Annotated in this window: 20 protein-coding genes; 1 reads left to right on the forward strand and 19 read right to left on the reverse strand. The window is 37.0% G+C overall.

Annotation, left to right across the window (positions count from 1 at the left end; translation table 11 throughout):
• Positions 1-26: 26 nt before the first annotated feature.
• The 6 genes from LG329_RS05225 to uvrB all read right to left on the reverse strand — a co-directional run bounded on the left by LG329_RS05225 (position 27) and on the right by uvrB (position 6,707).
• Positions 27-386, reverse strand: coding sequence for a phage holin family protein (locus LG329_RS05225; protein WP_404454244.1), 360 nt, complete (start codon positions 384-386; stop codon positions 27-29).
• A complete protein-coding gene (locus LG329_RS05230; RefSeq protein WP_404454247.1) occupies positions 386-580 on the reverse strand; it encodes a PspC domain-containing protein in 195 nt (64 codons plus the stop codon). Before LG329_RS05230 ends, LG329_RS05225 begins: the two co-directional genes overlap by 1 nt.
• Before the next feature lie 24 nt (positions 581-604).
• On the reverse strand, positions 605-1,276 hold the full coding sequence (gene bshB2, locus LG329_RS05235) for a bacillithiol biosynthesis deacetylase BshB2 (protein ID WP_404454248.1): 672 nt from the start codon (positions 1,274-1,276) through the stop codon (positions 605-607).
• A gap of 30 nt (positions 1,277-1,306) precedes the next feature.
• Positions 1,307-1,666 (reverse strand): YojF family protein, encoded by a 360-nt coding sequence (locus LG329_RS05240; RefSeq protein WP_404454250.1) that lies wholly within the window; start codon positions 1,664-1,666, stop codon positions 1,307-1,309.
• 174 nt (positions 1,667-1,840) lie between these two features.
• Entirely contained in the window at positions 1,841-4,717 is a 2,877-nt protein-coding gene (uvrA, locus tag LG329_RS05245) for an excinuclease ABC subunit UvrA (protein ID WP_404454251.1), read from the reverse strand.
• A gap of 7 nt (positions 4,718-4,724) precedes the next feature.
• Positions 4,725-6,707, reverse strand: a complete 1,983-nt coding sequence (uvrB, locus tag LG329_RS05250; RefSeq protein ID WP_404454254.1) for an excinuclease ABC subunit UvrB — start codon at positions 6,705-6,707, stop codon at positions 4,725-4,727.
• A gap of 224 nt (positions 6,708-6,931) precedes the next feature.
• Between uvrB and LG329_RS05255 the strand changes: the two genes are divergently transcribed.
• Positions 6,932-7,678 (forward strand): FixH family protein, encoded by a 747-nt coding sequence (locus LG329_RS05255; protein WP_404454257.1) that lies wholly within the window; start codon positions 6,932-6,934, stop codon positions 7,676-7,678.
• A 39-nt stretch (positions 7,679-7,717) separates the two neighbouring features.
• Here LG329_RS05255 and LG329_RS05260 read toward each other — a convergent pair whose 3' ends face one another.
• From LG329_RS05260 to flaG, 13 genes are all read right to left on the reverse strand, one after another.
• Positions 7,718-8,914, reverse strand: coding sequence for a PDZ domain-containing protein (locus LG329_RS05260; RefSeq protein WP_404454260.1), 1,197 nt, complete (start codon positions 8,912-8,914; stop codon positions 7,718-7,720).
• Positions 8,915-9,616: 702 nt separating this feature from the next.
• Positions 9,617-11,080 carry a S41 family peptidase gene (locus tag LG329_RS05265; protein WP_404454262.1) on the reverse strand — a complete coding sequence of 488 codons (1,464 nt, stop codon included), beginning with the start codon at positions 11,078-11,080 and terminating at the stop codon, positions 9,617-9,619.
• A 114-nt stretch (positions 11,081-11,194) separates the two neighbouring features.
• Positions 11,195-12,520 (reverse strand): murein hydrolase activator EnvC family protein, encoded by a 1,326-nt coding sequence (locus tag LG329_RS05270; protein ID WP_404454265.1) that lies wholly within the window; start codon positions 12,518-12,520, stop codon positions 11,195-11,197.
• Positions 12,521-12,561: 41 nt separating this feature from the next.
• Complete coding sequence (gene ftsX, locus LG329_RS05275) at positions 12,562-13,455, reverse strand: permease-like cell division protein FtsX (RefSeq protein WP_404454268.1); 894 nt, start codon at positions 13,453-13,455, stop codon at positions 12,562-12,564.
• Positions 13,445-14,131, reverse strand: coding sequence for a cell division ATP-binding protein FtsE (gene ftsE, locus LG329_RS05280; protein WP_404454271.1), 687 nt, complete (start codon positions 14,129-14,131; stop codon positions 13,445-13,447). The genes ftsX and ftsE overlap by 11 nt, the downstream gene beginning before the upstream one ends.
• Before the next feature lie 427 nt (positions 14,132-14,558).
• Positions 14,559-14,891 carry a cytochrome c551 gene (gene cccB / locus LG329_RS05285; RefSeq protein WP_404454274.1) on the reverse strand — a complete coding sequence of 111 codons (333 nt, stop codon included), beginning with the start codon at positions 14,889-14,891 and terminating at the stop codon, positions 14,559-14,561.
• A 25-nt stretch (positions 14,892-14,916) separates the two neighbouring features.
• A protein-coding gene (gene prfB, locus LG329_RS05290; protein ID WP_404454277.1) for a peptide chain release factor 2 occupies positions 14,917-16,021 on the reverse strand; the annotation gives its coding sequence in 2 pieces (ribosomal slippage) (positions 14,917-15,948 and positions 15,950-16,021; 1,104 coding nt in all).
• 66 nt (positions 16,022-16,087) lie between these two features.
• Positions 16,088-18,598: a preprotein translocase subunit SecA gene (gene secA / locus LG329_RS05295; RefSeq protein ID WP_404454279.1), complete on the reverse strand. Its 2,511-nt coding sequence runs from the start codon at positions 18,596-18,598 to the stop codon at positions 16,088-16,090.
• 476 nt (positions 18,599-19,074) lie between these two features.
• Positions 19,075-19,239, reverse strand: a complete 165-nt coding sequence (locus LG329_RS05300) for a hypothetical protein (protein ID WP_404454281.1) — start codon at positions 19,237-19,239, stop codon at positions 19,075-19,077.
• Between the two features lie 331 nt (positions 19,240-19,570).
• Positions 19,571-20,122 (reverse strand): ribosome hibernation-promoting factor, HPF/YfiA family, encoded by a 552-nt coding sequence (gene hpf, locus LG329_RS05305; RefSeq protein WP_404454284.1) that lies wholly within the window; start codon positions 20,120-20,122, stop codon positions 19,571-19,573.
• Between the two features lie 181 nt (positions 20,123-20,303).
• Entirely contained in the window at positions 20,304-20,657 is a 354-nt protein-coding gene (locus tag LG329_RS05310; RefSeq protein WP_404454287.1) for a flagellar protein FliT, read from the reverse strand.
• Complete coding sequence (fliS, locus tag LG329_RS05315) at positions 20,657-21,058, reverse strand: flagellar export chaperone FliS (RefSeq protein WP_404454290.1); 402 nt, start codon at positions 21,056-21,058, stop codon at positions 20,657-20,659. The genes LG329_RS05310 and fliS overlap by 1 nt, the downstream gene beginning before the upstream one ends.
• Before the next feature lie 168 nt (positions 21,059-21,226).
• Positions 21,227-21,595, reverse strand: coding sequence for a flagellar protein FlaG (gene flaG, locus LG329_RS05320; RefSeq protein ID WP_404454293.1), 369 nt, complete (start codon positions 21,593-21,595; stop codon positions 21,227-21,229).
• Positions 21,596-21,654: the final 59 nt, after the last annotated feature.

The raw sequence follows: 21,654 nt of genomic DNA on the forward strand, positions 1-21,654 counted from the left end.
AGGAACATAGCCTGCGAAATTTTTATCTATTTTTTTAATGTATCTTTTACCAACTGATTTAAAAGTAAATTCAAGATTGATATAACAATAGATGCGATAAGTGCTGTACCGAAACCATAAATAATAAATGAATCATCCATTAAGCCTTGAGTAATCATTAATGTTATGGCATTAATAACAAAAAGGAACAATCCAAATGTCACAAAAGTAATAGGTAAAGTCAAAATTATTAATATTGGCTTAACAATTATATTTAAAATGGATAGAATTATACTCGCGATAAGTGCTGTACCAAATCCTTCTACTTGGAAATCATCGAATAATTGCGCCACTCCAATTATCGCAACAGCATTCAGAAATATGGACAAGAACCAACGCAAAAACATTAGCGTAACTCCTGATCACTCGGAATAATCATCATTGCCGCGAAATAAATTAATAACAACACAAACACGCTCATTATGGTTAGAATCACAAAGACCAAACGTACTACAGTTGAATCAATATTAGCGTATTCCGCTACCCCACCTAATACTCCCGCAACCATTCGATCAGAACTCGATCTGGTTAACCGATTCATTATCGCAATACCCCCTTGTTTTTACTATAAATCATACTTCCAAATATAAAACTGTTCTTTGCCCAGCCTTTTTTTCGCTTCCTCTTTCAGGTCTGCTGCAATTTCAGGATTTTCTCGAAACTTGCCTAATATTCCATCTGCCTGTGATTTGTGTGCAGAGATAGCTTCCATTTTTTTATCAAAATAAGCAGATATATCATTACGAACATCAGGCTTTCCTAAGTCATCATAAAATGTATTTGTAATAGCTTGTGCCCAAACAGTAGGATGATTTTCTGGATCCATTAAACGAACCGCTTCAATTGCCGCAGCACCTAATGCATCGTGGTCAGGATGTACCGCATGCTCCGGATAATGGGTAATTACTAGACTAGGTTCAATTTCTTCTAGGATGCTTTTTAGATTTCTGGCCACTTCCATCCGATCCTCGAATTCAAGTGTCTTATCCCGGTAACCTAACATACGCAGGTCCATGTCAAGAATTTGACAAGCTTGAATTAATTCCTCTTTTCGTATTTCCGGTAATGTTTCGCGATTAGCAAATGTTGGTGAACCCATATTACGTCCCATCTCACCAAGTGTTCCACATAAATAGGTGACAGGAACGCCTTGTTCACGGAACTTAGTAATTGTACCAGAAGCACCGAAAGACTCGTCATCTGGATGTGGATATATGACTACTACATGCTTTTCCATTCTATTCACCATTCCTTTTTTTGATTCTATTTAATGTTTATGCTTAAAAGGGGTTTCACTAATCTCAAGTGATACCATCAGTCGACCTTCACGATCATGACCAGCCATTAGCAAACGATTATCACTATCTAACACCCAATCCGTCAACCCTTCTGCATATATCCAGCCAAGTTCCATTTTAAGTCCCGTTCGGTAGGTTTTGCCATTTCCCACAATTTTAGCTTGCGAAAAATTCACCTTCGCATTTCGAATATATGCACCAACATTGTATGCTTTATCATCAAAGTGACTAGCGTAGGCACCATTAGTTGTCTCTAAGTGTACATATACTTCTTTGTTACAAAATTGATCTAATATGTTTTGTACGTTATTTATTTCAATTGGTTTCATTGAACGTTCCTCCCCAAGACTACCTTCTCTATTCACCTTACCCAATTGACACACACTCGTCAAAAATTATGACCTTGCAAGATGGGATTTCGGCGTTTCATGCTCTTTCCACAAGAACTTTCTTCATTAGAAAAAAAATAGTAGACCCCCTATTTAGATGGGGTCCACCACCTTTTATTTAGATCCAATCTTTTCCTTCCTTTCCATGTCTGTTTCCATCCGCTTTCTATCACGTTCCAGTACAGGCTTTAAATAACGACCTGTATAAGATTCTTCTTGCTCAGCGATATGTTCCGGAGTTCCATTTGCAATGATTTGTCCTCCTCGATCGCCACCCTCAGGACCAAGGTCAATAATATGATCAGCAGTTTTAATGACATCCAGATTATGTTCAATAATTAAAACAGTATTACCGTTATCCACTAAGCGTTGTAATACAGCTAACAAACGTTTAATATCGTCCACATGTAAACCAGTCGTTGGTTCATCCAAAATATAAAACGACTTACCTGTTGACCGCTTGTGCAGCTCACTAGCCAATTTCACGCGTTGCGCTTCCCCACCTGAAAGCGTTGTTGCAGGCTGACCCAATTTAATGTAGCCCAGACCTACATCAAAAATCGTTTGGAGCTTACGGCTGATTTTAGGGATGTTCGCAAAGAACTCGACTGATTCTTCAATTCTCATCTCTAAAATATCTGCAATACTTTTTCCCTTATATTTCACTTCAAGTGTTTCACGATTATAGCGTTTACCATGACATACCTCACACGGTACATACACATCTGGTAAGAAATGCATTTCAATTTTAATAATACCGTCGCCTCGGCATGCTTCGCAACGGCCGCCTTTCACATTAAAACTGAAGCGTCCTTTCTTATAGCCTCTAACCTTTGCCTCATTCGTTTGGGCAAAAACATCACGGATATCGTCGAATGCCCCCGTATATGTTGCTGGATTAGATCGTGGTGTCCTACCGATAGGTGCCTGATCAATATCAATTACCTTTTCGATGTGCTTGATACCATTAATCTTTTTATGATTACCAGGTTTATGTTTTCCACGATAAAGTGACTTCGCTAGTCCCTTATAAAGAATTTCATTAACCAAAGTACTTTTTCCTGATCCCGAAACTCCTGTAACAACCGTCATTAAGCCAATCGGAAACTTAGCAGAAACCTTTTTTAAGTTATTTTCATTTGCATCAACAACTTCAATTACTGCTTTCTTCGGTTTACGTCGCTTTATGGGTAAAGGAATATATTTTTTCCCTGATAAATAGTCACCAGTCAAAGATGATTTGTTTTTCATGACCTTTTCTGGCGTGCCACTAGCGACTATTTCTCCACCATGCTCACCTGCACCTGGTCCAATATCAATTAAATGATCTGCAGCAAGCATCGTATCCTCATCATGTTCCACGACGATTAACGTATTATCCAAATCTCTCATCCGCTTCAATGTTTCAATCAACCGATCGTTATCACGCTGATGCAATCCGATTGACGGCTCATCAAGTACATATAGAACCCCTGTAAGTGCAGAGCCAATTTGGGTTGCTAATCGAATCCGTTGTGCTTCACCGCCCGATAATGTACCAGCAGCACGGGATAGTGTTAGATAATCCAAGCCAACATTATCTAGGAAATCAAGACGATTAGATATTTCCCTCAAAATCATATGAGCAATTTTCTTCTCTTTTTCTGTTAAATCAAGATTCGTAAAAAATTCCATTGCCTCTACTATCGAATAATCCGTTACGATACTGATATGCTTGTTATTAACCAACACTGAAAGGGCTTCTTCCTTTAAACGATATCCTTTACAGCTTGGACAGTCTTTTTGAGCCATAAATTGCGATAAATGTTCTCGAATAAAATCAGATGATGTATCGCGGTATCTTCGCTCAATGTTTCGTATTACACCTTCAAACTCAACGGTATTATCACGAACTGCCCCAAATTCATTCACATAGTGAAAATGAATTTTTTCCTTGCCACTACCATACAGTATTTTATCCATCTGCTCCTTTGGCAAATCCTTTACAGGTACATTCATATTGATATCATAATGCTTGCAGACACTTTTAAGGAGTTGCGGATAATATTGCGAGCTGATAGGTGCCCAGGCAGCAAGTGCATGTTTTTTTAGCGACTTATCCCAGTCAGGAATAACCAACTCAATATCCACTTCTAAATTAGTACCTAATCCATCACACGTTGGACATGCTCCGAAAGGGCTGTTAAATGAAAACAGCCTTGGTTCCAGTTCACTAATCGAGAAGCCACATATAGGGCATGCATGGTTTTCGCTAAACTTGAGTTCTTCCTCACCGATTACATCTACAATAAGGTTCCCTTCACCTAACCTTAAAGCTGTTTCAATCGAATCACCCAACCTTGTAGCTATTCCTTCTTTTATAACGATTCGGTCGATTACAACTTCGATTGAATGTTTTTTATTTTTTTCTAGTTTAATTTCTTCCGTAATCTCACGCATTTCATTATCCACACGAATTCGTACATAACCTTCTTGTTTCAAACGTTCAAACGTTTTTACGTGCTCACCTTTTCGTCCCGAGATAACTGGTGCAAGGATTTGCATTTTTGTTCGTTCTGGAAATTCCAAAATACGGTCAACCATTTGTTGCACTGTTTGTGAGCTGATTTCTATTCCGTGTTTTGGACATGTTGGTCTACCTATACGAGCAAAAAGCAAACGTAAATAATCATAAATCTCGGTAACGGTTCCAACTGTTGATCTAGGATTTTTACTCGTTGTTTTTTGATCAATTGAAATAGCTGGCGATAGACCTTCAATTGTATCAACATCTGGTTTATCCATTTGACCTAAAAACTGACGTGCATATGCTGAAAGTGATTCCACATACCTGCGTTGTCCTTCCGCATAGATTGTATCGAATGCCAGTGACGATTTACCAGAACCTGATAATCCGGTCAAAACAACTAGTTTATTCTTTGGAATCGTTATATCAATATTTTTTAAATTATGTGCTCTAGCGCCTTTAATTTCAATAGATTTTGTAGCCATTCACCTGTCATCCTTCCGCTTTAAGCTCAAGTAGAATATCACGTAACTCTGCTGCTTTTTCGAAATCAAGTGCTTTTGCAGCCTCTTTCATTTCTTTTTCCATATTCTTAATTACTTTATCTTTTTCTTTCTTCGTTAGCTTAGATAGGCTTTTAGCTTTGTCTTCGTATTCCGCTTGATCTTCAGCTGCAACAGTTGCTCGAATGACATCCCGAACGTCTTTTTTAATCGTTGTCGGTGTAATGCCATACTTTTCATTGTACGCGATTTGCTTTTCGCGTCGCCTGGTTGTTTCGTCTATAGCAACCTGCATTGAATTCGTAATTTTATCAGCATACATCACAACTTCACCGTTCTCATTACGTGCCGCACGACCCATTGTCTGTATGAGCGAACGCTCTGATCTCAGGAATCCTTCTTTATCTGCATCCAATATGGCTACAAGCGAAACTTCCGGAATATCAAGCCCTTCACGAAGTAAGTTAATTCCTACTAATACATCATATTTACCTACCCGCAAATCGCGGATGACTTCAATACGTTCTAATGTTTTAATTTCCGAATGCAAATACGCCACTTTAATTCCAAGTTCTTTTAAATAATCCGTAAGGTCCTCAGACATCTTTTTCGTCAAGGTAGTTACCAATATTCGTTCATTTCTTTCAGATCGTTTATTTATTTCACCAATTAAATTATCAATTTGGCCATCGATTGGCCGGATGTCTATCTTCGGATCCAGTAATCCAGTTGGACGAATAATTTGTTCGGTCATTTCAGGTGTATGTTCCAGTTCATATGGTCCAGGTGTTGCAGATACATAGATAAGCTGGTTTGTTTTCTTTTCAAATTCACCAAACATAAGTGGACGGTTATCAAGTGCAGATGGTAATCTGAAACCGTGATCCACTAACACTTGTTTACGTGCTCTATCCCCATTAAACATACCTCTTACTTGTGGAAGTGTCGCATGGGATTCATCGACAACACACAAAAAGTCATCTGGAAAGTAATCAAACAATGTATATGGAGTGGCACCTTCCTCCCGAAGTGTTAAATGCCTTGAATAGTTTTCAATGCCTGAACAATACCCCATTTCATGCATCATTTCGATATCATAATTTGTACGTTGTTCAATGCGTTGAGCTTCCAACAGTTTATTTTCAGACCTTAAAACTTTCAAGCGTTCTTCTAATTCGGTTTCAATGTTTTTAATCGCGAGTTTCAGTTTTTCCTCCCGAGTAACAAAGTGTGATGCTGGATAAATAGCAACATGTTCACGATCCCCAATTATTTCTCCAGTTAATGCATCCACCTCACGAATTCGATCGATTTCATCACCAAAAAATTCAATCCGAAAGCAGTGTTCCTCTTTGGAAGCTGGAATTATTTCAACAGAGTCCCCACGAACACGGAATGTTCCACGCTGGAATTTAATATCATTTCTTGCATATTGTATATCTACTAAATCACGCAGTAACTGATCACGATCTTTTTCCATCCCCATCCGAATCGATAGCACTTGACTACTATATTCTTCAGGTGAACCCAAACCATAAATACAAGAAACACTTGCAACAACTAACACATCTCTACGTTCAAAAAGAGAAGATGTTGCCGAATGCCTTAATTTATCTATTTCATCATTAATACTTGAATCTTTCTCAATAAATGTATCACTGGATGGTACATATGCTTCCGGTTGATAATAGTCATAAAAACTAACAAAATACTCTACTGCATTGTTTGGAAAAAACTCTTTAAACTCACTATATAATTGACCTGCCAGTGTTTTATTGTGTGCGATTACAAGTGTCGGTCTATTTATTTCTGTAACAACATTTGAAACGGTAAATGTTTTACCAGTTCCTGTTGCTCCAAGTAATGTCTGATGGTGTTGTCCAGCTTTAATTCGTTCAACTAATTCTTCTATAGCCTTTGGTTGGTCCCCGCTTGGCATATACTGGGACACAAGGTCAAACTTATTTTTCATGAGTCTTGCCTCCGTTCTTATCTTCCTAACTATAGTTTATCACAATTATACATAAATTTTAACACAAACACGAACAAATATTCGATATTTCTGCTTGTTGTACTATTAACAATAATACCCACTTTACTGTATTAAAAATCGTTCACAAAGGATTCAATTGTTTGTGTGATTGTTATCCCCTATAATCAAACTAGAGAAGATCTTAAGCGGAAAGGATTTTTATTATGAAAAAAATCTTGTTATTAACAATAATCATCGTTTTACTAAGTGCATGTGGAAAAAGTGATGAATCCACCAATAGTTCAAGTGAAGATGTAATAAAACCAATTGAAGCAGTACTGGATGTTCCAGAAAAACTAGATGTAAATGAAGCCGTTACATTGTCAGTTACCGTAACCCAGGACGAGGGAGTTGTTGATGATGCGAGCGAAATAGAATTTGAAGTTTGGAAAAACGGTGAAAAAGAAGAAAGCAAAATGATTCAGGCTAACCACCAAAAAGACGGTGTTTATACTGCGGAAAAAACATTCGATGAAAATGGAATCTTTTATGTACAATCCCATGTAACGGCACGTGATATGCATACGATGCCTAAAGCCAAAATTACAGTTGGAAAGGTAACAAAAGAAGCTGGAGACACTAAAGAAGCAGATAAAGAAACCAGCGAGCATCATCACCATTCCAACACAACTATTGATTTTCAAATACCTGAAACGGTTAAGGTTAATGAAGCTTCTGCCTATGTCGCAAAAATCACACATAAAGGTGAACCTTTAGAAAATGCGCTTGTACGGATGGAAGTTTGGAAAGATGAAAGTAAAAAACATGAATATGTGAATTTAAATGAAGCAGAAACTGGTACCTATCAAATAGAAATGAAACTTGATGATAAAGGAACCTATCACATCACGGTTCATGTTGAAAAAGATGAAATTCACACACACAAAGAATTTGAAATAGAAACCGAGTAAAACGAAAGCATCAGCCAAAAAAATCGCGGCTGATGCTTTTTATTTTGCCTGAGATATCTTTTTATTTGAATGGTGACGCTCTTTTACAAAAACAAGACCTAATTCATGATGGTCGTTTTGATAGAAAGCACTTTGCAGGAGCCTTACTTCTCCAGCATTATCAAGTACCCCGAGTTTAAAAAACGCTCCACTTTTTTGAAGGAATTGATAGAATTCATCTACGTTCTGGACCTTTCGCCCGTTCACTTTACTTATCGTTTCACCAATACGTATCCCTAGTCTGTCTGCAGGGGTATTAGGTATAATCGCGATAACAGTCAGACCGCTTTGGTCCCTGCTATAAAAAGATTGTTTCCCGCTATCCGTGACACGATGTTTATAGCTGATATACTCACGACCCAAAATTGCAATAATAGCTGCAACTATGGACAAACTCCAAACGTACACGCTACCAGCCGCAAGGATTAACACTAGAATTCCTAACAACCCAATTTTTTTGCCGAGACGCTGAGCAGCCACTTCAGGTAAAACGCTTCGGACGGAATGGTCAAAACCTATTAGAAATGGAAATAGTAAAAGGCTATAGGATTCCCCGCCTAATGAAATATATGGCCAATAAGCTGCAAAAGGAGTGATTAAGCCAGTCGGCACCAATGCGAAAAAAGGAATAATACTCAGCTTTTTAAGGTGATGGAGGCCTACCCATTTACCTCTTGATCCTAATACTAGATCTGGATAGGTATCACGTTGCTTGATACGATACGTTAATAATGCCTCTACCAGTAGAAATATCCCAATTAGGATGGATACTCCAGCAAAGTTAAGGTCATTGAACAAATTATTATCTAAGTATGATTGATTTTTGATAATGGTAGGCATAAATAATAACAATAACAGTGTAAATCCTATCGTATAGCTTGGAGAAAGCATGGTGAAACGTAATGACAAGCTTAATAAAATACTTACCAAACAAAGTAGTGCAAGCGTTTCATAGGAAAATACAATCCCAACCCCTATACAAATTCCCGACACAAGAATTCCCGCTACAATCGAAATAATGCCAGTACCCTTCCATTCGGTAAAAACATCGAATATTTTAATTCCAAAATTAGTACGTTCCTTGCGTATTCTTCGCAATCCTGCAAAAAGGATTAAAATAAATACCCAATAGGTTAATGGATTTAAAAATAATTTCCCAATTCCTTTAACCATTTCTGTAACCCAAGATTCAACCATCGTAATCACCTTCCAATAATGCCTCTCTTTTCTTTCTTATATATAATATTTCTTATAAATAGGCAGTTTTCGTACGCATTGTTGCTTTCGAGAGAATAAATATATATTGCGACGTAACTTCTATCTATGTTAGACCTATATTACCGAAAATGGAAACAAGTTACTTAGGCAGCCGCAGCCCGTATACACTTCGCGCACCTTAGGGCGGCTGGTGAGCCTCCTTGTGCTAACGCACTGCGTAGTCTTACCGATGCCTTTCCTCCTGCAGGAGTCTACGTGTATACGGGCTGCTGGTATAACAGTTGCCAATAACAGCATTCATAATTGAAAGAAATGACAAAGAATTTTTACGTAATTAGCTTTACCAGTCCAGGTGAGTGGAGGGCGGTGACTCCTGCGGGAACAGCACGTGTCCGAAGACCCCGCAGAGTGGTCTTCTCGAGGAGGCTAAGGCCGTGCCCGCGGAAAGCATCCGCCCGGAGCGATCCTGGACGGCAGCAATACACATGTCTTTGGAAATACACCTAAACTTACGTCGTAGTTTATATCAGCTATGATGATGAAAAGCAACAATGCATATGAAAAGAGTCTATATATAATACCTATTCGCCATAAAACGATAATTTCCTGCATAGTCTAATCACACTTTAGTTTTTTCAAGGGAAAACAAAATTCGCGAGTTTCACCCCGCGAATTTGTGTATTAATAAAGACTATTCAATGCTTTTTCAAGCTGCTTATCATCTGCACCACTACGAATTTTCTCTACTATCTTACTTTCGATTAATCCAGCTGTTTCTTTATTAATTTCACCAGTTACCTTCAGATCATTGTCTGATTGGAATTTTTCCACAGCTTCGACTGTTTCTTTATTAAAATAGCCGTCATTTCTACCAGGATCATATCCCAATCCACGAAGCATGATTTGAATGTTCTCTATTTTTTCACCCGTATGATTATAGGTTATCGGTTCCTCTATTTGGATTGGATTCGTGTAAAAGTATTTGGGTTGTTCTACCTTTATAGTTGGCTTAACACCCTTTTCATGAATCCATTTTCCTTCAGGTGAAAGCCATTTATAAAATGTTAATTTAATGGTACTTCCATCACCGAAAGGAATTGCTTTCTGAACCGTTCCCTTTCCATAGCTCTTTGTTCCAACAACGTCATAGCCTGCTTCTTTCATTGCTATAGCTAAAATTTCTGAAGCTGAAGCACTACCTTCATTTACTAAAACACTTACTGGATATGGTTTTTTTTCTTTTAACTCTGAATGGTAAGGTGTTTTATTGCCATTACCATCTTCAATCTGTATATACGGCATTTCTTCAGGAATGAATTCCTTCAGAATGGCTTCGACAGCGTTTAATAAACCACCCGGATTACCACGTACATCAATAACTAATCCTTCCATTCCCTTTTTCTCCAGATCTGTAAGCTGCTTTTTAAAGTGTTCTGCTGTTTTCTCTGAAAAGGTAGTGATTTCAATTACACCGGTTTTTTTGCCATCAATTGTTTTCATTTCCGAATAAACGGTTTCTAGCGGTATTTCGTCACGTGTAATCGTCACATCAAACGGTTCCGATACTCCTGGACGCTTTATTTCCAAAACAACATCTGTACCTTTTTTCCCTCTGATTTTCTCAACTGCTTCAAACAGGTCAAGTCCCTGAATACTTTCATTGTCTACACTAAGTATCTGGTCATTAGGACGCAATCCGGAATCTTCTGCCGGGGAATCTTTTATAGGAGCAATTATGGTAACAGTATCATTAACCATGCTTACTTCCGCACCAATACCTTGAAAAGAAGATTCAATTGTTTCATTGAAATTCTTCATGGTTTCTACGTCCATATATGTACTATACGGATCTTCAAGTGTATCGAGCATTCCTTGTATGGCACCTTCTATTAATTGTTGCTCTTCCACATCTTCTAAATAATTTTGTTTAATTAAGCTATAAGCCTGGACAACTTTGTCCATGTTTTTTGGTGTTGCAGCAGGTGTCTTTAATTCCTGGTTTCCATCTGAATTGTCTGTTACAAGTTCTTCTGTATCTTGGGTTTGATTTGATTGTGCTAATTGAACACCAAAATATGCACCACCAAATCCTAAAATTAAAGCGCCAATCAGCACCAAAACGATGTGTTGTTTATTCAAGTTCATTGCTTCACCCCTATAAACTTCAGACTGATAATAACCTATAAAAAGGCATCACACCGTAATGTGCGATGCCTTTAATATTAAAGTTTATGCTGAACAATTGCAAATACATGCTACTTAATTTAAATAGTTCATTGGATTAATCGCACTAGAGGCCCCATGGTATACCGAACCTACATGAATTTCAAAGTGCAAGTGTGATCCCGTTGAACGACCTGTACTACCTATTTCACCAATAGCCTCACCTTGCTCCACATATTTTCCGCCACCAATATAGGACTGGGACATATGAGCATAAAGGGTTGTATAAGTTTTGCCATTTACTTCACCAACAAGAAGCATATGTGTACCATATGACCAATGAATATTAACTGGTATAGCGTAGCCAGAGATAGATGCTACTACTGTATCCCCAGTCTCACCGTTAATGTCAACTCCCGTATGACCTGATAGTTCGCCTGTTACAGGATGACGACGCATACCAAAGTTTGATGTAAGTGGACCATATGCCGGTTTAATAAAGCCACCCGGATTAGAAGTTTGTGCTAATGTTTCTAAATTTGAATCGGATGAATTATTTGCAGCCTGTTGTCTCGCTGCTTTTTCTTCTTTAGCTTTTTGAAGCGCAATTTGCTGCAACCTTTGAATTTCACCTTTTGCGGCTTCCATTGCCTTTTGCAATTTGGCTTCTTGAGCATGTAAGTCTTTTTCTTGTTCTTGTAAATCAGCTTTATTTTTTTCTAAGTTCTTATGTTCTTTTTCTAACTGTGCCATTAGATCTTCTTTTTTAGCCGCCTGTTCATCTAATTGAGCCTTAAGTGATACCAGTTCTTGCTTTTGTTCTTCTAATGCTTCTTTTTTATTCACAACTACTTTTTTCTTTTTTTCTAATTCTTTTTTCTCAGCCATGTGTGTTGCCATTATGTTTTTATCTTGATCCATGATTGTGTTAACTGCTGATGAACGACTTACAAAGTCACCAAAATTTTGAGAACCAAGAATTACTTCTATGTACCGCATGTCTCCACCATTTTGTTGGATAGTACGAAGGCGTTCTTTTAAAAGATCTTCTCGCTTTTTAATCCTTTTCTTCAATTCTTTTATCTCAACTTTAAGTTTTTCAATCTCTTTATTAGTTTCCGAGATTTCTTTTTCTTTTCCCTTAATGGAAGACTTTGTTTTTACTAGCTTATTGGTAATTTTTTCTATTTGATTTGTTACTTTCTCTTGTTTACTAAGGTTTTTGTCAATTTTACCAGTAGTTTTTTCTTTTTTCTTTTTGATATCGCTTTGTTTTTCATTCAGTTTTTCTTGCTTCGATTCTATTTCATCGACTTTGTTCTTAGCATCGTCAATAGTTGATGCAGAAACAGATTGCCAGTTTAGCAGAGTACTAGTTGCAAGTAATACTGCAACTAGTACATAAGAAATATTTTTTTTCATCTCGTATTCATTCCCCTTTATTATTTTTCGATTAATCTAAGTTATACTTTCAGGAATTTGCGTACACTCATGACACTTCCCCAGATGCCAATAAGTGCTCCTATTGCTAAGATAATTAGTGAAAGCTGCCATGCAAATGGATTAAATGGTAATATTTCTACAAAACTAAAGGTAATTCGTTCTCTTAATTTTGTATCTAAGTAATAATAGCCACCAAGAATAGTTGCTATTGGAATAATAGAACCTAATATTCCTAAGAACATCCCTTCAATAAAAAATGGCCATCTAATAAAACCATTGGTTGCTCCCACAAGCTTCATAATTCCAATTTCTCTGCTGCGAGCCATAATTGTAAGTTTTATTGTGTTGGAAATAAGGAATATAGCAGTAAAGACTAATCCTGCAATCAACACTAAACCAATCGTTCTTGCATATTTATTGAATTGAAATAGGCGTTGTACAACGTCTTTTCCATAATTAACTTCCTGGATTGCATTAAAGCCTTTAACTTCACTCGCAATCTTCGTCGTATCAATAGGATCTTTTGCTTTAATTACATATACATGATTTAAGGGGTTGTCCTGCTTGAATAGCTTCCAGGATTGACCTTCCTTACCCATACTATCTATAAGGTTTTTTAACTGTTCATCTTTAGAAGAAAACGAAACACTTTCTACTTCATCAATTGCAGAAATTTTATTACCCAATGTTTTAATTTGATCTTCATTTGCGGTAAGGTCAATTAATGCATTAATTTCTACATCATCTTCTATTTCTTCGGCCATCTGATTAAGGTTTAACATCAACGCAAGGAATGCGCCAACAAGAATTAATGTTGTTGTTACTGCTCCGACTGAAGCTACGGTCATCCAACCATTTCTGAAAATGTTTTTAATACCTTCTCGGAGGTGTCTTTTTATTGTTCTAAATTTCATATCCGTATTCACCCCGATGTTCATCACGAACAATCAAACCGTCTTCAATTGCAATAACTCGTTTTTTGATCGTGTTTACGATTTCCTTACTGTGTGTTGCCATAATAATTGTTGTCCCACGTGCATTTATTTCCTCAAACACACGCATAATCCCCCAAGAGGTTTCTGGATCTAAATTCCCGCTTGGCTCATCTGCGATAACTACTTTTGGATGATTTACAATAGCGCGTGCAATAGATACACGCTGTTGCTCTCCGCCTGATAATTCATCCGGTAAAAACCGTGCCTTGTTCTTTAATCCAACTAGATCCAGAACTTCCATAACTCGCTTTTTAATATTACGAGGTGTTTCTTCTATAACTTCTAATGCAAAAGCGACATTTTCATAGACTGATAGTTTTGGCAGCAGTTTAAAATCCTGAAAAATGACGCCAATATCCCGTCTTAGATATGGGACCTTTTTTTCCTTAATAGAACTCATATCTATTTCGTTTATAAATATCGATCCTGTAGTAGGTTTAATTTCACGGTACATCAATTTAACAAATGATGACTTTCCCGCACCACTTGGTCCTACAATGTAAACGAATTCCCCTTGTTCAATATCAATATTAATCCCATTTAGAGCAGTAACCCCGTTGGAATATGTTTTATATACGTCTTTCATCTTTATCATATATGTATCACCTTTTAATTTTTGTTGTTGTTCCTTGATGCAAAATTCTTCTAGATAGGAATTTTCTTAAGCACAACATCCTTGTAATATGACGTTTCTACTTTTTTTGAGTAATTCTTTTATAGTATAACATCTTTCGTCATAAATTTTGGGCATAGAAATATTACATTTGTGTTTCAAATGCATCTATCCTTTTACTTTATTGTAACTTTTTGACAGATAAGCAAGTATAAACTTTCCTATCTGCATAAGCGCAACTATGACATTCGCCACAAAATCTTGGCGAATGCCAAGTTTTCTAATAAAATTAAGTAACTTATTGACTATCATTTAAATTTATAGTTTTGCGCTTGTACTTCATAAAATGTAAAAAAAGATGGTCAAAAGGGACATTTCCCCATTGACCATCTTTTCTTTGTTCAAAATGTTATTTACTTTTTTTCTGCGCCAACCATGAAGCAATTAATTCTACATCCGTGCCTTCTATTAATCCAGCCGGCATTGAATTTTTTCCGTTTTTTATGATTTGTGCAATCTCTTCTTTGGAATAACGCGATCCAACCTCTGTCAGATCTGGTCCCGCACCACCTGACAAATCTGAACCATGACAAGTTGCACAATTATTTTGGAATACCTTCTCGGCCTCTGTCATATTTTTGTCAGCATTATCTGTTGGTTCAACTGTAGCACTATCATTTCCTCCACAAGCACTTAGCACTATTGCCACCACTAAAAGAAGTGTAAAAAACCATTTCCTCATACATGAAACCTCTATTCAATTTTTATTATTTGTTTATTTGAGAGCGCAGGTATGCATCAATAAACGGGTTAATGTCCCCGTCCATTACACCCTGCACATTTCCAACATCTAAATTTGTGCGGTGATCTTTAACCATAGAGTATGGGTGAAAAACATAGGAACGAATTTGACTTCCCCATCCAATTTCTTTTTGTTCACCACGTATATCATCCAGTTCTTGTTGTTGTTTTTCAATCTCTAATTGATATAGCTTTGATTTAAGCATTTTCATCGCGGTTGCACGATTTTTAATTTGTGATCGCTCAGATTGACAAGTTACAATAACATTTGTTGGTAAATGCGTTATACGAATTGCTGAATCAGTAGTATTTACGTGTTGACCACCAGCACCGCTTGCCCGGTAAGTATCAACCTTGATATCCTCTGTTTTCAAATCTACTTCAACATCATCGTCAAACTCAGGCATAACATCACAAGAAGCAAATGATGTATGTCGGCGTCCCGATGAATCAAACGGGGAAATACGAACAAGTCGATGTACACCTTTTTCAGCCTTTAAATAGCCATAGGCATTGTGTCCCTTAATATTTAAAGTAACACTTTTAATTCCTGCCTCATCTCCAGGTAAATAATCCAAGGTTTCAACTTTAAAGTTTTTCGCTTCTGCCCATCTTTGGTACATACGCAGTAACATACTTGCCCAGTCTTGTGATTCTGTACCACCAGCTCCAGGATGCAATTCAAGTAATGCATTATTTGCATCATAAGGCTCACTCAAAAGCATTTGTAATTCGAACTGGTTAATATCAGTACGCAATGCCGCTAATTCTTTTTCTAATTCCTGAAAAAGCTCGGAGTCCTGTTCTTCTTTCACTAACTCATGGCTTACTTCAAGATTTTCCACACGTTCCTCTAACGCTTCAAAACTGGTGACAGATTCTTTTATACCATTTGTTTCATTAATAACTTTTTGAGCCACTTGTGGGTCATCCCAAAAATCGCCCGCTGTCATTTCTAATTCTAATTCGCCAATTCGAGCCTTTTTAACATCTAAGTCAAAGAGACCCCCTAAAGTCTTCTATTCGTGTATTCATCTTATCCAATTCATTTCTTATTTCTGCTAATTCCATAATATCCACCTCAATACTATTTTTATATCACTGAAAACACTCCCAAGTAATGGGAGTGTCAGCTATTTATTTTCCGTGGCAATTTTTATATTTTTTCCCGCTTCCGCAAGGACAAGGGTCATTTCTGCCGATGTTTTCCTTTTTGATATATGGTTTTTTAGATTTTTTCTTACCATCATCATCACCGCCTGAAACTGCTTGTGTATTCTTCGCAACTTCCTGACGTTGAAGGTTTTCACGGATTTGTGCTTTCATCACGTATTTCGAAACTTCTTCTTCAATAGAGATGACCATTTGTTCAAACATCGCGAATCCTTCTGCCTGATATTCTTGTAATGGGTCATTTTGTCCATATGCACGTAAATGAATTCCTTGTCTCAGCTGATCCATTTGGTCGATATGATCCATCCATTTTGAATCAACTGTACGAAGTAGAATAACCTTTTCAAATTCACGCATTTGCTCTGAAGTTAGTTCTTCTTCTTTTTGATCATATTTAACTTTTACCTTATCAAGGATAACTTCGATAATCTCTTCTGTATCTTTACCTTCAATATCCGATACGGCTATATCGTCATGATCCAATAAGTTCCCTCTTACATAATCTATAATGGAAGAAAGTTCTTGGTTTTCTTCGTCATCAAACATGTGTGATTTTACAACACGTTCAACGGTTGACTTAATCATTTCTTCAATAATTTCACGCAGGTCTTCGGAATCAATTACATCAAAACGTTGCTTGTAAATAATTTCACGTTGCTGGCGTAATACATCATCATAGGACAAGACTGTTTTACGGGCGTCAAAGTTATTTCCTTCCACACGTCTTTGCGCTGACTCAACTGCACGAGAAACCATTTTACTTTCAAGTGGTTGTGAATCGTCCATGCCAAGACGTTCCATCATATTTCGCAAATTATCTGAACCAAAGCGTCGCATTAATTCGTCTTCCATTGACAGATAAAATTGCGTCATACCTGGATCTCCTTGACGACCGGAACGACCACGCAGCTGATTATCGATACGTCTAGATTCATGACGTTCAGTACCAATTACAGCCAAACCGCCTCGTTCTATTACACCTTCACCTAGTTTGATATCTGTACCACGTCCTGCCATGTTTGTTGCGATCGTTACAGAACCAGGTTGTCCAGCGTTTTCAATAATTTCTGCTTCACGAAAGTGGTTTTTCGCATTTAATACGTTATGCTTCACACCAGCTTTTTTTAATAACTGTGAAATTAACTCCGATGTTTCTACCGCTACCGTACCTACCAAAACAGGTTGTCCGTTATCGTAGCGTTCTTTAATATTTTCAACTACAGAACGGAACTTGCCTTCCATCGACTTGTAAATCATGTCTGCCTTATCATCACGCACAATAGGTTTATTAGTTGGAATAGCTATTACATCCATTGCATATATATTGCGGAATTCTTCTTCTTCTGTTTTCGCTGTACCAGTCATCCCGGATAACTTTTGATACATTCTAAAGAAGTTTTGGAATGTTATAGATGCTAATGTCATGCTTTCGTTTTGGATCTGTAGACCCTCTTTAGCTTCAATTGCTTGGTGCAATCCATCACTATAGCGACGACCTTTCATTAGGCGTCCAGTAAATTGGTCAACAATCACAACTTCGCCATCTTCAATGACATAATCCGTATCACGATGCATTGACGCTCTTGCTTTTAATGCTTGATTAATATGATGCGTTAATGACACATTATTTAGATCAAATAAATTTTCGATATTAAAATAACGTTCGGCTTTATTGATACCTTCTTCAGTTAGTTGAACACCTTTTGTTTTAACATCATACGTATAATCGGTTTCATTTTGTAGTGTTGAAACAAAACCATTCGCTTGCTGATACATCGATGCGGACTTCTGTGCACTACCTGAAATAATTAACGGTGTTCTGGCTTCATCAATTAAAATGGAATCGACCTCATCAATAATCGCGAAGTTCAATGGACGCTGTACCATCTGCTCTTTATAAAGCACCATGTTGTCACGTAAATAATCAAAACCAAATTCATTATTTGTTCCGTACGTAATATCACAATAATAAGCGTCACGTTTTTCTTCTTTTGTTAATCCATTACCATTTAATCCTACTGTTAAACCAAGAAATTGATATAGTTCACCCATTTCTTTAGCATCACGTTCTGCAAGGTATTCGTTGACTGTGATTATATGAACACCTTTTTCAGAAATTGCATTTAAGTAGGCTGGCATAGTGGAAGCAAGTGTTTTACCTTCCCCTGTTTTCATCTCAGCGATATTACCTTGATGTAATGCAATTGCACCCATCAACTGTACAGAGAATGGACGCATTTTTAAGACCCGTTTCGAAGCTTCGCGTACAACCGCAAATGCCTCAACCAACATGTCATCAAGGGATTCACCATTTCTATATCGATCTTTAAATTCATCTGTTTTTTTATGGAAATCTGTATCTGCTAATTTTTCATACTCTGCCTCTATTGCTTCGATTTTATCTACAGTCTTTTGTAAACGATTAAGCTGTTTTTGGTTACCATCACCAAAAATTTTTGTTAATAATCCAGGCATAATTAACGCTCCTCAATATTGTTCATCTCTTTATCTAATACTTTTTCCCACCATCAATAATAACACTTTATAAACAAGTATGACAACTAGTACGAAAAGCGGAGTCGACTGTTCAGAAGCAGACGCATAAGCAAGGGACCGAAGAACGCAAGGGCTTAAACGTTCAGAGTGTTCATTGTTTATGTCGGCAGCTTCTAGGAGCCCCAGCTAGACAAGGAAAGCGGAGCGGGCTTGCTCAGCGGTGAAATGCGTAAGCAAGGGACCGTAGAGCACATGATATTGGTGCTCGGAGTGTCAATTGCTTACGTCACGAACCGCTAGCCCGCGCAGCTGGACAGAGAAAAGCGGAGGTAACTGTTCAGCGATGTACAAACGTAAGTGAAAAAAAAAAGTTGCCCGAGGATGAGCAACTCTTCACTATGAGGTATATTGAGGGCCTTGGTGGAAAATTGGAGATTCCATACATGGGGAGAAAGTCATGAATGGGTAAGAGAATGATTCGATAGATTCTGCGCTTCAATGAGGTCAGAAAGTTTACGATTTGTTGCTGCAATGATGACAAGTAATTGTGTAATCGTTTCCTCCTGTTGCCGCACTTTAATAGCTAGCGAATCATATGAGATACAGTTCTGATCATTCACAAACATCCCCCCCTTTATTGCATACCTATTTATACCATAAATTAGAAATAAAAGGCTAATTGCCATTTTTGAAATTTGGGAATGCATTCGACAAATTTTTCACTTTAAAATTGTACATCAACCTAATAAATCTCCATTATTAAACAAAATAGCCTCATATTTGTAGTCTGAAATCTAAATTTGGTAAAGCGTTCTACAAAATTCGACAACAATTGCAATATACTCCTGAATGTATAGTAAAACCGACATACACTCCGGTACTTTCCTTCTCACCAAAAACCAAAAAAGCGACCCCGCTTTAGAACGGGATCGCCTTGAATCTTATCAACTATTACATATTTGGTTCAATGATTCCATACCGTCCGTCTTTTCGACGATATACAACATTAGTATCACCAGATATGGCATTAGTAAATACATAAAATGTGTGTCCTAACATATCCATTTGCAATACTGCTTCTTCGGAATCCATTGGTTTTAGATTAAATCGTTTCGTTTTTACAATTTCTATATCTTCAGATTCCTCTAATTCATCTAAATTTTCTTTTTCAAGCTCAGCAAAAATGTGTTTTGCAGCACCATTCTGACGAGACCTACGATTTACTTTTGTTTTATATTTGCGGATTTGTCTTTCTAACTTGTCCACCACAAGGTCGATGGCAGCGTATAAATCAATATGCTGTTCCTCCGCACGAAGCAATAAGTTCGTCATTGGAATTGTTACCTCTATTTTCTGCTCATCATTATAGACACTTAAATTTACATGTACATCAGAAGCTGGAGGTGTATCAAAATACCGTTCTAACTTACCTATTTTCTTTTGGACGTAATCACGTATTGAACCTGTCACCTCGATATTTTCACCACGAATGTTGTATTTCATAAAAGTGTCCTCCTTTCATCCTTATGTATTTACTTATTCTACGATACCCTGTCTAATTCCTGCTTAAACTTAATAAATTTCATGGAAATTGATGTTAAATTATGTCGATGCTTGCTAAACCGCTGTCTGACAGTCATTTATCCCAAAATAAAAAACTCCTAAAAAAGCTAGGAGTTTTTACTTATTTTTTACTATCCATAAACATTCCATCCATTGTCCTAACATCTTTGTACGGATTAATATAGTTATGATTAGACTTTTTTTGTTTTTTGAGCTGTTTCATTTCTACCTTTAACACATTCAGTACTTCCACCATTTTAGATTGAATAGCTTCATTCATAATTACGAGCTTTTTACCTATCATTTTTTCTTCTTCCGAGAAGGGAGGAATTACGTCATCCATTAAACTGCCTCTTTTCTCGATTAACAGATTAATTTGTTCGATAATTGCTTCCCTATTAGTAGAAGTGATAGGTTGATTCAAAACACCTTCCAATTCCTTTGTGATCTCGAATAATGCCTTTAATCTACTCATTAAACTTTAGCGCCTTGTGCATATTGGTTTTGACCAGTTTTTAAAATGACTTCTTTCCATGTGTCTCTAAATTCAACTGCGTAGATTAACGCTTCATCCAATAAAGACGGTTCATTTTTAATATTGCCCTCTTTTAATTGATGAAGCATATATTCATAGAGTGGTAGCATTTGATTGGAAATTTCTATTTCCGGGTCTAAGGTCAACATTAATTCTTGAATAATACTTTGCGCCTTTTGAATATTAACGTTTTTTGCCTCATAGTCTTTTTCATTCATGTTCTTCTTTGCTTGTTTAATAAACTTAATGCAACCATTATAAAGCATCATGGTTAGCTCCGCACCAGAGGCAGTATTCACTGCATTATTTTGATAGGTTTGATAGTGTTTATTCAAAGACATATTTACACTCCTTTTCTTAATACCTTTTTAACTCGTCCTCGTCAATGATTAATTATCACCATCAGTATAATTACTTGATGTTGTGATACTAATTTGGGTCAACGATGTATACTGGCCACCTGTTTCAACGCTTGCATACCAATTCACGACGCATCGAGAATATTCCTCTTAAACCTTCTCATCCACTAGTAAACCCATAAATTCAGCCATTGCGGCGTACATATCGAGCATTTTTTTTGAAGGAATTTCTTTAATTACTTCATCAGTTTTAGGATTTATTACGGTCACATAGTATTCATCTAGCTTTTCATGATACTCAAACTTTAGATTGGTTCGTAATGGTTCAATAAGTCCGTTTAACTTAGAGACAATTGTTTCGATGTTTTCCTTATTAATTATCCCTTGATCATGCAGCTCAATCTTTTGATGTACACTAGTCTTTTCAATGGTTCCGTCATTTGCAGATGTAGTTTGCCTGTTGTATGTTTCACTTTGCAAGGGTTGTGAACCAGTCACACTGCTTTTTTCAAGCCTCATTTCCCAAGCAACTCCCCATACTTTTATTTCTTTTTATATCGGACTTTCTATCCAATTGT

Source organism: Virgibacillus necropolis (genome assembly GCF_044793635.1).
Taxonomy (GTDB): domain Bacteria; phylum Bacillota; class Bacilli; order Bacillales; family Amphibacillaceae; genus Virgibacillus_F; species Virgibacillus_F necropolis_A.